The following is a 15,596-nucleotide window of genomic DNA, read 5'->3' on the forward strand; positions in this document are numbered from 1 at the left end:
AAGATCATTCTAATTGACCGGTTCGTTATGCTGTGGTAGGTTCAATAGAGGAAATAAAGTAGATACGTATACTGGGATTTATAAATCATTGAATGCCGCGCGAGGTGGATATTAGTTGGAACTCAAAGTAACGAACAGTCCTTTTAATCAGGAGCAAGCGGATTTGCTCAATCGCCTGCTGCCAACACTAACGGAAACACAACAGATTTGGTTGAGCGGTTATCTAACGGCTCTTCAAGGTACGACGGCTGCGGTGCCGACTGGTCAACCGGTGCCAGCAGCTTTGACTGCTGAAGCAGCGGTCGTTTCCAAAGAAGTGACCGTTCTCTTCGGATCCCAGACCGGGAATTGCAACGGCTTGGCGAAGAAGATGTCGAAGAAGCTTGAAGAGCGGGGATTCCAGGTCACGCTTTCCTCGATGGGGGACTTTAAGCCCAATGGTTTAAAGAAGATTCAGAACCTGCTTATTCTGGTGAGTACTCACGGCGAAGGAGATCCGCCGGATAATGCTATTCCTTTCTATGAGTTCCTTCATAGCAAGCGAGCGCCTCAATTGGATGACCTGAAGTTTTCCGTCCTTGGGCTTGGCGACCTGTCCTATGAGTTTTTCTGCCAAACGGGCAAGGACTTCGATAAACGACTGGAAGAGCTGGGCGGGAAGCGGCTTAGCCCGCGAGCTGACTGCGATGTGGACTTTGACGAGCCTGCCGCGGAATGGATGAATCAAGTGCTCGGCGCGCTCAGCGAGGCGACGGCGGGAACGGCATCGGTAATCGCCGCGAGCATAACGTCCAAGAGCGGGATAGATTCGGAATACTCGAGGACCAATCCGTTCCAGGCCGAGGTTCTGGAGAATCTTAATTTGAACGGCCGCGGATCGGACCGGGAAACCCGGCACATCGAGATATCCCTTGAAGGATCGAATCTTCAGTATGAACCGGGAGATAGCTTAGGCATCTATCCGGAGAATCACCCACGCCTCGTGGACGAATTATTGGAAGCGATGGAATGGAAAGCGGAAGAGCAAGTTACGGTTAACAAGAGCGGCCTGCAGCTTCCACTTCGCGAAGCGCTGCTTCGGCATTTTGAGATAACGGTGCTCACAAAACCGCTATTGGAGCAAGCGGCGAAGCTTACGGCGAGCGGCGGGTTGAAGGAACTGCTCGAGCCGGGACGCGAACAGGAGCTTCGTGCTTATATCGACGAGAGGGATCTATTGGATTTGGTGCAGGATTATGCCCTTAAGGGCGTGCCTGCCGGCGAATTCGTATCGATCCTGCGTAAGATGCCTGCGCGTCTGTACTCGATCGCCAGCAGTCCGAAGGCGTTTCCGGATGAAGTGCATGTCACGGTCCGCGCTGTGCGTTACGAAGCTCATGGCCGTAACCGTTACGGCGTCTGTTCCGTTCAGCTTGCGGAGCGGGTGCAGCAGGGCGAAGGCCTGCCGGTTTACATTCAGCATAACTCGAATTTCAAGCTTCCCGAGAACCCGGACACGCCGATCATCATGATCGGTCCGGGGACGGGCGTCGCTCCGTTCAGGGCTTTCCTGGGGGAACGCGATGAGACCGGAGCAGAAGGAAAAACATGGCTGTTCTATGGGGATCAGCACTTCTCCACAGACTTCCTGTACCAGCTTGAATGGCAGCGCTGGCTGAAGGATGGCGTGCTGACACGAATGGATGTCGCCTTCTCGCGCGATACCGATCAGAAAGTGTATGTACAGCACCGGATGCTTCAGAAGAGCCGGGAGTTCTACCAATGGCTGCAGGAGGGCGCGTGCGTATACGTCTGCGGCGATGAGAAGAAGATGGCGCATGACGTCCACACCACCTTGGCAGCGATTCTTGAACAAGAGGGTGGCCTAAGCTCCGAGGAGGCTGCGGAATATTTGACCCGGATGCAGCAAGAGAAACGTTATCAGCGGGATGTATACTAAGGCGCTGATCACCAAGAGCGCGAGAGGAGAAAGGCAAGCATGTCCGATAATAATTTACTATCGCCCAATAGTGCGCCGCACAGCGACGTCGAGCAAATTAAAATAAAAAGTAATTACCTGCGCGGTAGCCTTACAGAGACGCTGGAAGACGTCATCACGGGTTCTATCCCGGAGGACGATAACCGGTTGATGAAATTCCACGGCAGCTACATGCAGGACGACAGGGATCTGCGCAATGAGCGGAACAAGCAGAAGCTTGAGCCTGCTTATCAATTCATGCTTCGCGTGCGCGCTGCGGGCGGAATCGTCACGCCGAAGCAGTGGTTGATGATGGACCGTGTCGCACAGCAGCTGGCCAATGGAACGATTCGTCTGACAACGCGTCAGTCGTTCCAGCTGCATGGCGTCATCAAATGGAATTTGAAGAAGACGATCAAGGAAGTCAACGATGCGATGTTAAGCACGCTTGCCGCTTGCGGCGATGTGAACCGCAACGTGATGTGCAACCCGAATCCGAACCAGTCTGAGATTCATGCCCAGGTATACGAGTGGGCTTGCCGCATAAGCAGCCACCTCGATCCGCGGACGAGAGCTTATCATGAGATATGGCTTGACGGCGAGAAGCTGGTGGATAGCCAGGATAACGATGCCGAACAAGAGCCGATCTATGGGCCCGTGTATTTGCCGCGTAAGTTCAAAATCGGCGTTGCCGTTCCTCCTTCCAACGATATCGATGTTTTCTCCCAGGATCTGGGCTTCATCGCGATTATTGAGGAAGGCCGATTGAAGGGCTTCAACATCTCGGTAGGCGGCGGGATGGGGATGACGCATGGCGATACGAAGACCTATCCCCAAATCGGCCAGGTCATCGGATTCTGCACCCCGGAGCAAGTTATCGACGTTGCGGAGAAGACGGTTACGATCCAACGGGATTATGGCGATCGTTCGGTCCGGAAGCATGCGCGGTTTAAATATACGATCGATGACCGCGGCATTGAATGGTTCATCAATGAACTGCATGACCGCATGGGATGGAAGCTTGAGGATGCGCGTCCTTATCACTTCGACTCTAACGGGGACCGTTATGGCTGGGTGAAGGGAAGCGACGGAAAATGGCATTTCACCCTCTTTATCCAGAACGGCCGGGTGAAAGACGAGGGTGACTACCGTCTGATGACGGGGCTTCGTGAAATTGCCAAGGTGCATAACGGTGATTTCCGGCTTACCGGGAATCAGAACCTGATCATCGGCAATATCAGCAGCCAAAAGAAGAAAAAGATCGAGGAATTGGTCAAGGAGTATGGGCTGACGGACGGCATTCATTATTCCGCATTGCGGCGGAATTCCATGGCTTGCGTCGCTTTCCCAACCTGTGGGCTAGCGATGGCCGAGTCGGAGCGCTACCTTCCTACACTGCTGGATAAGATCGAGCCGATCTTGGATGAGGTTGGCTTGCGGGACGAGGAGATTGTGATTCGCATGACCGGCTGTCCGAACGGATGCGCACGGCCGATGCTGGCCGAGCTCGCGTTCATTGGCAAGGCGCCCGGCAAATACAACATGTATTTGGGCGGCGGATTTTCTGGAAACCGGCTGAACAAGCTGTACAAGGAAAACATCGGTGAAGCAGAGATTCTGGAATCGCTGCAGCCGATTCTTGCGCAATATGCGAAGGAGCGCGGGGAAGGCGAGCATTTCGGTGATTTCGTCATCCGTGCCGGTCATGTGAAGGAAGTCCGCTCCGGCCAAGATTTTCATTCATAAACATTCGTTGGTTAATGATCATCGAGTCTTCATAGCTCCCGGGCTTTACCGGGCTAGTAACGAAGTGCGTCCCTAGGGATGCACTTCGTTTTTTAGTATAGACATGCCTAGAAGGCACGCATCTTCTAACCGGTGAAAGTCCGGTCGCGGGAGGAGCAAGGTCCCCGCGTAGCTTGGATTTTTGCGTATGGCGAAATCCGGTTTTGAAATTCCCGTCGTGCTCCGTGGGAAATGTCCCGGAACACAAACAATGCCCTACTACTTCCTGCTGGGAAGCGAAAGGGCCGAAATCTGCTTACTCGTTATCTGGAGCTTTGTTAACCTTTGGAGCCCGCGTGTACGGTGGTGTGAGAAGACGGGGGCTAGCCGCCTCCTCTTACTCGATCTTACTGTGGACATTGGATCGGGTATTCAAGGTGAGCAATCTTTCGGAGTATGTATACACATTGTGTTGACAATGTCATGACAGATACTTATAATGAGTGTAAGTTAAGGAGGATGTTGAGATGGATACCAATTTGCACATACGACTATCGAAGGATCTAAAAGAGAGTTTTCAGCATGCCGCGAAGGAAAACAATAAAGATACCTCGTCCCTGGTGAGAGAATGGATTATTAGTTATGTGACTGAACATGAGAAGGCTAATGAAGCAACAGCGGCTGATCTCTACCTTGCCGGGTACGAGCTGCAGCAAGCATTCGGGGGAAGAGAACAGGTGAATAAGGAGTTAGCCAAGCAATTGCAGGAGCACTCCTTAACGAATCAGAAGGAATTTACCCAGCTCATCCTGTCTACCTACTTGGATCTAGACCTGACGATTCCATCGATTGTCTCGAAAACATCCCAGGGGTATGCTTTTTCGCAAATGTTCCTGCTTGGTTTATTGGGCGATAAACCGAAGGATGCCCGCTAGTTAAGTTTCTATTTAACACGCCATGACTGGCGTGTTTTTTATGTATTCCGGCATCGAGACGTTCAGTGGACTTTCAGCCAGCATTAACTTCAACTTATCCTTCATTAAATTGGAATGGTATGGACAGGTTGCCGGCAATGACGTCATCGCCCGTCAGACGATACCTGCTCCAGCGCAATTTCTAGCCGAGCTGCAGCGGGCAGAGAACAAGGCAAGCACGGAAGCGTATTACAGCAGCACGGACGAGCTGGTGACGGATATTACAAAGGCGTATAAGGCTGCGATTCTTGCCTTCTACGAGGCAGGATGCCGCAGCCTGCAGCTGGACGATTGCACCTGGGGAATGCTGTGCGACAAGAACTATTGGGAAGCGAGACAGCAGGAAGGCGTCCAAGTGACGGACATTGCACAGCTGTACGCCCGCGTCAATCAAGAAGCCATCGCAGATCTTCCCGATGACTTGATCTTGACTACCCATGTCTGCCGGGGAAACTATCACTCTACTTGGGCATCCTCGGGGGGCTATGAACCGGTAGCTGATACGCTGTTTGGCATCGATAACATTGACGGCTACTATCTGGAATTCGATACGGATCGCGCCGGGGATTTCGCTCCGTTGAGCGCTTTGAAGGACCAGCAGGTGGTATTGGGGCTCTTCTCTTCCAAAACGGGCGAGCTGGGGGATAAACAGGTCATCATCGACCGTATTAAGGAAGCCGCGCAGGTTGTGGATATTAACCATATTTGCCTCAGTCCGCAGTGCGGATTCGCCTCTACGGAAGAGGGGGATCTTCTAACCGAAGAGCAGCAATGGAGCAAGCTGGTATTTATCAAAGAAATCGCCGATGAAATTTGGAAATAATCGTTTGTTAAAGGCAGATGAGTAGAGAGGCTTCATCCTGTATTCCCGTGCGGCAGTGACGCGCAGATGTAAGTCCGTTTTTCGGCCTTAGTGTGGTGGAATCCCTCCCACCCGCGAGCTCCGAAGGGCTTTAAGACCAGAAAACGGACTTATATGCGCCCGCGCCGCAGTGACGCGCAGCTGTAAGTCCGTTTTTCGGCCTTAGCGTGATGGAACGACTGCCACGCGCAAGCCCCGAGGGGCTGTAAGACCAGAAAACGGACCTACAAGCGCCCGCGCTGCGGTGACGCGCAGATGTAAGTCCGTTTTTCGGCCTTAGCGTAGTGGAATCCCTGTCACGCGCAAGCCCCAAAGGGCTGTAAGAGTAGAAAACGGACTTACAAGCGCCCGCGCTGCGGTGACGCGCAGCTGTGAGTCCGTTTTTCGGTCTTAGCGTGGTGGAGTCCCTGCCACGCGCAAGCCCCGAGGGGCTGTAAGACCAGAAAACGGACTTATAAGCGCCCGCGCTGCAGTGATGCGCAGCTGTAAGTCCGTTTTTCGGCCTTAGCGTGGTGGAATGACTGCCACGCGCAAGCCCCAAAGGGCTGTAAGACCAGAAAACGGACTTACAAGCGCGCGCGCCGCAGTGACGCGCAGCTGTAAGTCCGTTTTTCGGCCTTAGCGTGGTGGAATGACTGCCACGCGCAAGCTCCAAAGGGCTGTAAGACCAGAAAACGGACTTACAAGCGCCCGCGCTGCGGTGACGCGTAGCTGTAAGTCCGTTTTTCGGTCTTAGCGTGGTGGAGTCCCTGCCACGCGCAAGCCCCGAGGGGCTGTAAGACCAGAAAACGGACTTACATGCGCCCGCGCCGCGGAGACGCGCAGCTGTAAGTCCGTTTTTCGGCCTTAGCGAGGTGGAGTCCCTCCCACCCGCGAGCTCCGAAGGGCTGTAAGACCAGAAAACGGACTTACATGCGCCCGCACCGCGGTGACGCGCAGCTGTAAGTCCGTTTTTCGGCCTTAGCGTGGTGGAGTCCCTGCCACGCGCAAGCTCCAATGGGCTGTAAGAGTAGAAAACGGACTTCCAAGCGCCCGCGTCACAGTGACGCGCAGCTGTAAGTCCGTTTTTCGGCCTTAACGCGGTCGACCGGTCGAGGTTGTTCCAGGATATCCTTGGGCTCTACTTGCAGGATGAAGCCCAAGACAAAGGCGACTGCGAATGCTTTCGCAACGCACGCAGCTCCAATTGCATGGTGTCGCCACGTATGACAGCGGTCGATCACATACTTTTCCGGAATCAAGCTTCCTGCTCCGCTCAATGGTGCTATCGAACGTTCAAGGAATCTATGTAGCGCTTGGGTGATCAAGCGTTATTCGCCGCTGTATCGGATTAGCTTCCGCTTTCGGTCGTGATTAACGTGATCTTTCGTGTTTGCAGAATGTCGACAAACAGCGGCGCAGGCGTCTTATCGGTCACCACCGTGGATATAGGGCTGAAATCCGATATTTGGAACAGGATCTCCGAATGGTTGAACTTACTATGGTCCACGACAATAATCGGCTCTCTCGTCGAGTTAATCATCGCCTTGCGGATCGCGGCTTCGTCCGCCGTTAAGTCCCGTAAACCTTCTACGATAATGCCTTTTGGCGAAATGAAAGCTTTGGATGTTTTGAGATTGCTGATGAACGTTTCTCCCAGCGGTCCATTGAAGGAGTTCGTCGAGGGATTATATAGACCCGGGATGGCATACAGCCTAATTCCAGGAGCTTGTTTTAATAGATTAATGATGGGCAGCGAATTCGTGATGACTGTGATGTTCAGCTCAGGGTTCAAATGGGAGGCCAACACGATGCATGTCGCACTGGAATCGAGAAATATCGTATCGCCAGGCACGATTAGCTCAGCTGCTCGCTTGGTAATCGATATCTTCGCATCAAGCAGAGGCGTGCTGGGCAGAACAGATTCAACTTGAGGGCTCTTGTCAATAATGGCTGCGCCCCCATGCAGGCGTTCGATCTTCTCCTCGCTTTCCAGAAAGTCCAGATCACTGCGGATCGTGACTTCTGAAACTTGAAAAACTTCTTTAAGCTCCGAGATCTTGACGGTCTTCTTATCGAAAATAAATTGAAAAATCTCCTGCCGCCTCTGGTACGTTTTCATACGGACACCTCTTTTACTTATTGAAAGCTAGAAGCAAGTTATGTGATACAACCGAAGTTATCGCAAGTTGTCATTTTCATATTGTAGCATAGGCAAATGAAAAAATAAATAAATTCGAAAGTCCAAACGAAAGAAAAACTTATATAAAAAAAATTTTTCGTAATTCCGAAAACAATATTTACGAAAATTGGTTTTGTTGTTATTATCTTTAGTGTGGATTACCAGAATCATCCTTTTAAAGGAAAGGTAAGCTTTCGAATGGTTTACTTTCGAAAGTTAAGCGAAAGAGGTGACAAAATGGGGTAATGGAGGATTACTTGAATGCCGTCGTATCGCAGCTGCATCAGATGTACCGCACCCAAAGCGATGCGATGGAGAAAACGGCCAAATTATTAGCCGAAACGATCAGCCTTAATCAATCGATCTATATATTCGGCTGCTCCCATTCCAGTATTATGGCACAGGAAATGTTTTATCGAGCCGGAGGCTTCGCGCTGATCAATCCGATCTTCGCTCCGGGACTTACACTGGAAACTCCGCCTGTCTCACGAACGACGAGATTCGAGAGGATATCCGGTATCGCAGAAGCGGTACTAAGCGAATCACCGATCAAGCCTGGGGATGTATTGATTCTATGCTCCATATCCGGCCGAAACATCGTACCCATCGAGATGGCCGAATATGCAAGACGAACCGGCATCATTTCGGTAGCGCTTACAAGCGTGGCCTACGCCGAATCTGTGGAAAGCAGACATTCTAGCGGGAAGCGCCTGCACGAGCTAACCGATCTTGTATTGGATTGCTGTTCGGTGCCGGGAGATGCTGTTCTTGAAATCGAAGGCTTGCCTGTGAAGACCGCTGCAACCTCGACCATAACGAGCCTTGCACTGCTTCATCCGGTCATGGCTCGAACGATCGAGCTGTTGATCGAAGCCGGCCATGCGGCGCCCGTATTTATGAGCGCCAATGTCGATCAGGGTGATCGGCACAACGCGCGATTGCTAAGCGAGTATCGGGATCAGATCCATTATATGTGAATGAGGCAACGAAGTAATTATCTATGTTAATCAGAAGGGTTGATCCATTATATGTTATCTAACGAATTATTAGTTGTTTACCGGGAATTGCTCGATTCAATTGAACAGAAGCAGCTGCCTACGATCAACAAGGTTGCCGAAATTGCGGCTCAATCCGTGGCCGGCGGAGGCTCCGTATACATCCATGACCGGGGTCATCTGCTCAATTACGAATTGTTTAACCGATCCGGAGGCTTGGCATTACTGAAGCATTTACATTTAGCGGCAGCGACTGGTGAAGGGATACAAGGTGAGCTGGACGCGGCGGCGGCTACGATCCCGGCATCATCCATGCGCAAAGGCGATATTCTCATTCTTGGTTCCGTCTCCGGCCGGGCTGCTTCCGTTGTGGAGCTGGCACAGCAAGCCCGTAATCATGGGATGGTTACCATCGCACTTACCGCACTGGACTACACGTCGCAGATACCGTCCTTACATCCAAGCGGCAAGCGATTGTTCGAGGTATGCGAGCATGTTCTGGACATCATGACACTCAAGGGCGATGCGGCGCTCGATGCGGAAGGCATGGAGGAGCGGATATTGCCGACTTCCGGCTTTACTTCTGCTGTTGTCGGGTGGTGCTTTATCGCCCAATTGATCGAGAATATGCTGGCTAAGGGACTTGTACCGTCTGTATATAGAAGTGTGAGCATGCCGGGCGGGATGGAGCAGATCGAGGCAACGAACAAGCGGCATAAAGAACTGGGATATTAATTGGAGGTATTTCCTTGTCGCAAATTATGATGAGTATTGATAGTGGCGGCAGCAAAACGATTTGTCTGCTGCAGACCACGGAAGGCGAATTATTGGGGTGGGGCCTTGGCGGGCCTACCCATCATCTGTCGTCAGAAAATGCTTCTCATTCGTTCATACACGCGATCAAGATGGCCATGGAAGGCGGCGGTGTGTCCGGCTCCCATATTTCGCTTGTTTCGTATTCGCAGCTCGGTCAATTTGAAGCGCTTCAGTCGGCACTTGAACAAAGTCAGGTTGGAGCGGATTCCATTTATTTGGACGATCCCACAGTCGCGCTGGTGGGAGCGCTGTGCAGTGAATGGGGTGTTGTAGCATTAAGCGGTACCGGATCGTTCGTCTATGCAAGGAACCGTGAAGGCCAGACGATGCTGGTAGGCGGTTTGGGAGATCTGCTCGGCGATGATGGAAGCGGTTACGAGATTGGGCTCAGCGGCTTGCGGGCGGCACTCCGTTATGTGGAGGGTTGGGAAGAAGAGACAATGCTCGCTGACGCGATTTGCAAGGAGTGGGGCATATCCGAGTTTCATAAGAATGCCCCCTTCATGAATCCCGTTTCCCGTACGATTGCGGACAATACGTTTCAATACATGCCGGACAGTTATCGGCATCGGATCGCTAATCTGAGCCGTATTGTCGCTAAATGTGCACGCGAAGGCGATTCCATCTCTCTTGCGATTATTCAACAAGCGGGCAAGAAGCTGGGCTGTCAGGTTGCTGCAATATGCGATCAGATGGATATGGGCCGCGAACCTATTCCAATTGGGTATGCGGGAGGCTGCTGGCGGATCGGCGATATCCTGATTGAACCGTTCCAAGCCACTTTGAAGCTGAAGATGAAGAAAAGCTTCCATTTAACGCCGCAAGCGCTTGAACCGGCCTTCGGTGTATTTCTCGGTACATTAAGACATATGGGCGTAAGCTGGGATGGGGAATTAATATCGCGGTTAAAGCGCGATAACGATTTCGTTAAGAAAGCAATAACCAATGCAAGCTGAAGATGAGGTCATTACGTGTTGGAGGCTCCTGAACTATGGGGAATGTCAAATTTCATCATGTGTATAAATATTACAAAGGTGAACCGATCCCATCGGTAAATGACTTCCACTTGGACGTTGCCGACGGTGAGTTTCTAGTGCTGGTCGGGCCTTCCGGGTGCGGCAAGTCAACTACGCTGCGTATGTTGGCAGGGCTCGAGGATGTGTCGCAAGGGGATATCTACATCGATGGGAAGTTTACCAATTTCGTCTCCCCGAAGGATCGGGATATTGCGATGGTATTTCAGAATTATGCATTATATCCGAATCTGTCGGTACATGAGAATATGGCTCTGGGCTTGCAGCTGCGCAAGGTGGCTAAGCATGACGTAGAGCTGAGAGTGAACCGGGCTGCGAAGATGCTGGAAATCTCCCATTTGCTCAGCAAGAAGCCGAATCAGCTGTCCGGGGGACAGAAGCAGCGGGTTGCGCTGGGAAGAGCACTCGTTCGTGAGCCGAAAGCTTTCTTGATGGATGAACCGTTGTCCAATCTGGATGCGAAGCTGCGGACTCAGACACGGACGGAAATCATCAAGATGCATGGCCAGCTGCAGACGACATTCGTCTATGTCACCCATGATCAGACGGAGGCCATGACGATGGGAACACGTATTGTCGTCATGAAGGATGGAAGAATCCAACAGGTCGCTCCACCGCAGCAGCTGTACGACGAGCCCCGGAATCTCTTCGTTGCCGGGTTTATCGGAACGCCGCAGATGAATTTTCTGCAGGGGGCAGTCGTCAGGCAGGACGGAGTCTATTATTTCGAGACGAAGAGGCTTAAGCTGCGGATTCCGGAAACGTACAGCGTCCGCTTCGAAGCTTCGGGAGCCAATCTGCGGCAGATCGTTCTTGGGCTGCGTCCCGAGCATGTCGCATGCGGGAACGATGCACCTGAAGCATGGGCAGATTGGCAGGCTGCTGCAATCGTCGATATGAAGGAGCCGATGGGATCCGATACGTTTCTGTATACGAAGGTCGGCGAAGAGACGCTGATTGCCCGGACAGACGCCCATACACCGATAAGGGTAGGGGACTCCATCTTGCTGGCGCTGCAAATGAACAAAGCCCACTTCTTTGATTTGGAGAGCGGCGTATCATTAAGCATTCCGGGGGATCGGGCATGACGGGGCGGTTCAAGCGCAGGGCAAGGAGCGGAGTGATGTGGGCGCTCATTCTGTTAGGGATCTGTGCCTTGGTATTTGGCCGTGGACTTCTGCAGGAGGATGAGACCTATGAGACACTTCATGTAAGCGCTATCCCCCTATCATCAGCGTCTGGCGGAAACGCGATTCCGCTGCCCTACATCCAGTGGCTGCAAAGCGATTCGGTCCAGGAGCTGGAACGGAATTCGATCGGGACGGCGCTGGTCACCATTCAAGCCCGCGATTATGCAGCTGCATCTTCGGATGCGGAAGTAAGGCTTGTTGATGATGCGGAGAAAGGTTCGACGGTTCTGTCATGGGAGGGGGCGAGTGGCTGGCTGGAATGGGAAGTGGATGTGCCTCGGGATGGCCTGTACGAGTTGTCTGTCGAATATGCCCCGCTGAAGGGCAGCTTCGCATCCGTTGTGCGCGGTATTCAGATTGACGGGGCTTACCCATTTGAGGAAGCGGCGCGTATCGTGCTTAACCGTGCCTGGAAGGACGGAAAGACGCCGTATGACAAGAACCAGATTGGCAATGAAATTCGACCGATTCAGCAGGAAATAGCCGGGTGGCGGACCGCGCAGGTGGCTGATTATGGCGTATCCTCGGAGCCGCTAAGGTGGCCATTGACGAAAGGTCGTCACACGATCCGGATGATGGGCGGCAGAGAGCCGGTTGCAATCGAATCCCTAACTTTCGCAGCAGCTAAGCCGATCCCGACATATGCGGACTATAAGCAGTCTTTCGGCGAATTAGCAGGCAAGCAGGACCGGCAATGGTTCCAGCAGTTCGAAGCCGAGCGTTTCGCTGCAAAGTCCGCGATTGGTATTCAAACGCAGAGCGTTGCCGAGCCCTATGTATCTCCCGACCCGAAGGGAAGGCTCGTGTACAATACGATCGGCGGCGATCGCTGGCAGACCGCAGGTGAATGGGTGGAGTGGGACATTGCCGTGCCGGAGGACGGCATGTACGCGATCGACTTGAAATATCTCCAAGGTTATAACGGGAAAGCGAATACCTACCGGACCCTCACGATCGATGGGGCAGTGCCGTTTCGTGAGATGCTTCATTACTCGCTGCAGGCCAATGACAATCTTGAAATTCGGTCGATTGCGGACCGGGACGGACAGCCTTACTTGTTCCATTTGACGAAGGGGACACACAAGCTGGGGCTTATTGCCGACGCAAGTCCTGTCAAGCCGGCTGTGATCGCACTGCAAGAGAAGGTCAAGGAGATCGCCGCCATCGATCGGGATATCCGCATCATTACCGGCAATTACGGAATGGGATCATCCATGAATCTGGATACCGGACGAACATGGGAAATCAAAACCTATGATCCGGATATTGATACGAAGCTGATGCGAATCATTGAGGATATGAAAGCGATCCGCGATTACGTAAACGGTTTAAACCAGCATGTGACCGATCCGACCACCGCAATCAGCTCGGCTGTTAATAACTTGGAAGAGCTGCTTGATGATGTGAATGAAATTCCTAATAAAGTGCAGATGCTCTCGGACATTCAGGCGAGTCTGGGCACATGGATGAAACCGATGGAGAGTCAAGCGCTTCAGCTGGATTACATCGTCCTTCGTTCTCCGGAAGCCAAGCCGGATTTGCCGGAGCCGGGAACATGGGATCGCATTCGCTACAGTACGGTAAACTTTGGGCGCACGTTCTTTCAAACCTATGATTTGAAGGATATGAACGAGGATGACGCCATAACCATATGGGTACAGCGGGGCAGAGACTATGTGGATCTGCTTCAGAAACAGATTGAACAGGATTTCACTCCAAGCACAGGCATCAAAGTGAATGTCAATCTGATTCCGAATCCGGATGTGCTGATGCTCGGAAATGCGGCAGGCGACCAGCCTGATGTCGCGCTTGGCGTAAGCATGGAAATGCCGGTGGACTTCGCGATGCGCGGAGCATCGGCGGATTTGTCCGAATTTCCCGGATTTGCCGATGTAGAGAGCCGGTTTAATCCCGGCGTTATGCGATCATACAAGTTCGATGGCGGCACGTACGCTTTGCCCGAAACCCAATCGTTCATGGCCTTGTTCTATCGTACCGATGTGCTGGAGCAGCTGGACCTTACGCCGCCGGATACGTGGGAGGACGTCAAGCGAATGCTGCCTACCTTGCAGAACGGGAAAACCTTCTTTTATCCGGCAAAAGAATTCGCAATGCCCTTCTATCAGCATGGTACGGAGTTCTACACCGCTGATGGGATGGATGCGAAGCTGAATGACAATTCCTCCATTGAGGCATTCAAGCAGTGGACGGATTGGTTCAGCAAGTACGACCTGCCCAAGGATGTGCCGGCGTTCTTCAACCACTTCCGTTTCGGCGATATGCCCATAGGGATTGCGGACTTCAATACGTATATTCAGCTGCAGGTTGCATCACCGGAAATTACAGGCCGCTGGAAGATGGCGCCTCTGCCGGGGATGAAGCAGGAGGATGGAACGGTGGCGCGATGGTCGATGCAGCCAACCCAATCCGCGATGATTATGAAGAACAGCAAAAATAAGGAACGGGCTTGGAAGTTTCTGGAGTGGTGGACTTCTACCAGTGTGCAGGCTCAATATGCGAACGATATCGAGTCGTTTGCCGGGTTGGAATACCGATGGAACACGGCCAACACCGACGCGATGAAGCTGCTGCCTTGGCCGGCAGATGATTTGGCCGTGCTGATGGAACAGTCCCGCTGGGCCAAAAATATGCCGTATGTGCCGGGGTATTACTTTCTGGGCCGCGAAATGGATTTTGCCTGGAATAATACGATCATTAGCCGCATGGCACCACAGGAAGCACTGGAAAAATCGGCGATCTCGCTGCAGAGGGAGATGCTCCGCAAGCAGGAGGAGCTGGGTTTTGGGCCGCAGTCGGATCTCCATGTGCCTGTGCATAACCATCCTTATGAGGGGAGTACGCCATGAAGCAATCGAATACGGAGCTTAATACCGATGGTGGAACCTTGCCGGGCGGTATCGCGATACGTCCAACACCAGGCAAACCGGCTGCTCCCCGGGCGCTGCGGAGACTGCGGCAATTTGCCTCGGAGTGCTGGAGGGACCGGATGTCGTACCTGTTTCTGGCACCCTTCCTGCTCGCATTTTCCTGCTTTGTCTTGATCCCGGTATTTATGGCTGCCTTATTAAGCGTGACAACCTTTAACGGCTTTGCCTTTCCTAAATTTATCGGGGTCAACAATTTCATTGCGCTGTTAACCCAAGACATTATCTTTATGAAATATACACTGCCCAATACGTTCAAATTCGCCATTATCGTAGGACCGGGCGGATATATCCTGTCGTTTATTTTCGCTTGGCTGATCCACCAGCTGCCGAAGGGGCTGCGCGATTATTTCACGCTCGCCTTATATGCCCCTTCAATGGCCGGCGGTGTCGCACTATCCGTCATTTGGATTTCGACGTTCAGTGGAGACCGTGTCGGTTATTTGAACAATATCTTGTTGAATTTCGGGATTATCGAATCCCCGCAGCTGTGGCTGCAGGATCCCAAATATTTAATGACCATTATGATTATTGTGACGCTGTGGTCCAGCATGGGGGTCGGTTTTCTCGCGATGCTCGGCGGCCTGCAAACCGTGAATACCGAGCTCTATGAAGCCGGACGGATCGACGGCATCAAGAACAGGCTTCAGGAAGTCTATTACATCACGATTCCGTCGATGAAGCCGCAGATGCTGTTCAGTGCCGTCATGGCGATCGTCGGCACGCTGAAGGCGGGATTAATCTCCAAGCAGCTCACGGGCCTGCCGATAACACCCGGATATTCCGGGCATCTCATCACGAATCATATCGATGATTATGCATTCTTGCGGTATGAATGGGGTTACGCATCGGCCGTCTCCGTCGTGCTGCTGCTTATCTCGTTTCTGATCATGCGATTCTGTTACCGGCTGTTTGCGGCGAAAGAGGGGGAGTGACG

10 protein-coding genes and 1 pseudogene are annotated in these 15,596 nt (G+C 52.5%); 10 read left to right on the forward strand and 1 reads right to left on the reverse strand.

The features are described 5' to 3' along the window. The first annotated feature begins 115 nt into the window (after window positions 1-115). From NNL21_RS18010 to NNL21_RS18025, 4 genes and pseudogenes are all read left to right on the forward strand, one after another. Window positions 116-1,939 carry an assimilatory sulfite reductase (NADPH) flavoprotein subunit gene (locus NNL21_RS18010; RefSeq protein ID WP_204818602.1) on the forward strand — a complete coding sequence of 608 codons (1,824 nt, stop codon included), beginning with the start codon at window positions 116-118 and terminating at the stop codon, window positions 1,937-1,939. A 39-nt stretch (window positions 1,940-1,978) separates the two neighbouring features. Next, window positions 1,979-3,703 (forward strand): assimilatory sulfite reductase (NADPH) hemoprotein subunit, encoded by a 1,725-nt coding sequence (cysI, locus tag NNL21_RS18015; protein WP_204818603.1) that lies wholly within the window; start codon window positions 1,979-1,981, stop codon window positions 3,701-3,703. A gap of 506 nt (window positions 3,704-4,209) precedes the next feature. After that, entirely contained in the window at window positions 4,210-4,617 is a 408-nt protein-coding gene (locus tag NNL21_RS18020) for a YlcI/YnfO family protein (RefSeq protein ID WP_204818604.1), read from the forward strand. A gap of 121 nt (window positions 4,618-4,738) precedes the next feature. Next, window positions 4,739-5,479 (forward strand): annotated as a pseudogene (locus NNL21_RS18025) (uroporphyrinogen decarboxylase/cobalamine-independent methonine synthase family protein); the annotation flags it as partial. Between the two features lie 1,369 nt (window positions 5,480-6,848). Here NNL21_RS18025 and NNL21_RS18030 read toward each other — a convergent pair. Further along, on the reverse strand, window positions 6,849-7,619 hold the full coding sequence (locus tag NNL21_RS18030) for a DeoR/GlpR family DNA-binding transcription regulator (protein ID WP_204818606.1): 771 nt from the start codon (window positions 7,617-7,619) through the stop codon (window positions 6,849-6,851). Window positions 7,620-7,924: 305 nt separating this feature from the next. Here NNL21_RS18030 and NNL21_RS18035 point away from each other — a divergent pair, with 305 nt between their 5' ends. From NNL21_RS18035 to NNL21_RS18060, 6 genes are read left to right on the forward strand one after another with little or no spacing between them, the layout of a single operon-like run. Further along, a complete protein-coding gene (locus NNL21_RS18035) occupies window positions 7,925-8,656 on the forward strand; it encodes a sugar isomerase domain-containing protein (protein ID WP_204818607.1) in 732 nt (243 codons plus the stop codon). Between the two features lie 51 nt (window positions 8,657-8,707). Continuing rightward, window positions 8,708-9,409: a sugar isomerase domain-containing protein gene (locus NNL21_RS18040; protein WP_204818608.1), complete on the forward strand. Its 702-nt coding sequence runs from the start codon at window positions 8,708-8,710 to the stop codon at window positions 9,407-9,409. A gap of 14 nt (window positions 9,410-9,423) precedes the next feature. Further along, window positions 9,424-10,446 carry an N-acetylglucosamine kinase gene (locus NNL21_RS18045; protein WP_204818609.1) on the forward strand — a complete coding sequence of 341 codons (1,023 nt, stop codon included), beginning with the start codon at window positions 9,424-9,426 and terminating at the stop codon, window positions 10,444-10,446. Between the two features lie 35 nt (window positions 10,447-10,481). Next, the gene (locus NNL21_RS18050; protein WP_204818610.1) at window positions 10,482-11,612 is read left to right on the forward strand and encodes an ABC transporter ATP-binding protein; all 1,131 of its coding nucleotides are present in this window, start codon (window positions 10,482-10,484) and stop codon (window positions 11,610-11,612) included. Beyond that, a complete protein-coding gene (locus tag NNL21_RS18055; RefSeq protein ID WP_204818611.1) occupies window positions 11,609-14,581 on the forward strand; it encodes an extracellular solute-binding protein in 2,973 nt (990 codons plus the stop codon). The genes NNL21_RS18050 and NNL21_RS18055 overlap by 4 nt, the downstream gene beginning before the upstream one ends. Next, on the forward strand, window positions 14,578-15,594 hold the full coding sequence (locus NNL21_RS18060) for a carbohydrate ABC transporter permease (RefSeq protein ID WP_204818612.1): 1,017 nt from the start codon (window positions 14,578-14,580) through the stop codon (window positions 15,592-15,594). The genes NNL21_RS18055 and NNL21_RS18060 overlap by 4 nt, the downstream gene beginning before the upstream one ends. The last annotated feature ends 2 nt before the right edge of the window (window positions 15,595-15,596 follow it).

It is taken from the genome of Paenibacillus mendelii (genome assembly GCF_024498075.1).
Lineage (GTDB): Bacteria > Bacillota > Bacilli > Paenibacillales > Paenibacillaceae > Paenibacillus_Z > Paenibacillus_Z mendelii.

What these genes read in the sequence shown, in the direction of transcription:
- cysI (WP_204818603.1), top strand. Translation starts at nt 1,979, where the DNA reads ATGTCCGATAATAATTTACTATCGCCCAATAGTGCGCCGCACAGCGAC.
- NNL21_RS18020 (WP_204818604.1), top strand. Translation starts at nt 4,210, where the DNA reads ATGGATACCAATTTGCACATACGACTATCGAAGGATCTAAAAGAGAGT.
- NNL21_RS18030 (WP_204818606.1), bottom strand. Translation starts at nt 7,619, where the DNA reads ATGAAAACGTACCAGAGGCGGCAGGAGATTTTTCAATTTATTTTCGAT.
- NNL21_RS18035 (WP_204818607.1), top strand. Translation starts at nt 7,925, where the DNA reads ATGGAGGATTACTTGAATGCCGTCGTATCGCAGCTGCATCAGATGTAC.
- NNL21_RS18040 (WP_204818608.1), top strand. Translation starts at nt 8,708, where the DNA reads ATGTTATCTAACGAATTATTAGTTGTTTACCGGGAATTGCTCGATTCA.
- NNL21_RS18050 (WP_204818610.1), top strand. Translation starts at nt 10,482, where the DNA reads ATGGGGAATGTCAAATTTCATCATGTGTATAAATATTACAAAGGTGAA.
- NNL21_RS18055 (WP_204818611.1), top strand. Translation starts at nt 11,609, where the DNA reads ATGACGGGGCGGTTCAAGCGCAGGGCAAGGAGCGGAGTGATGTGGGCG.
- NNL21_RS18060 (WP_204818612.1), top strand. Translation starts at nt 14,578, where the DNA reads ATGAAGCAATCGAATACGGAGCTTAATACCGATGGTGGAACCTTGCCG.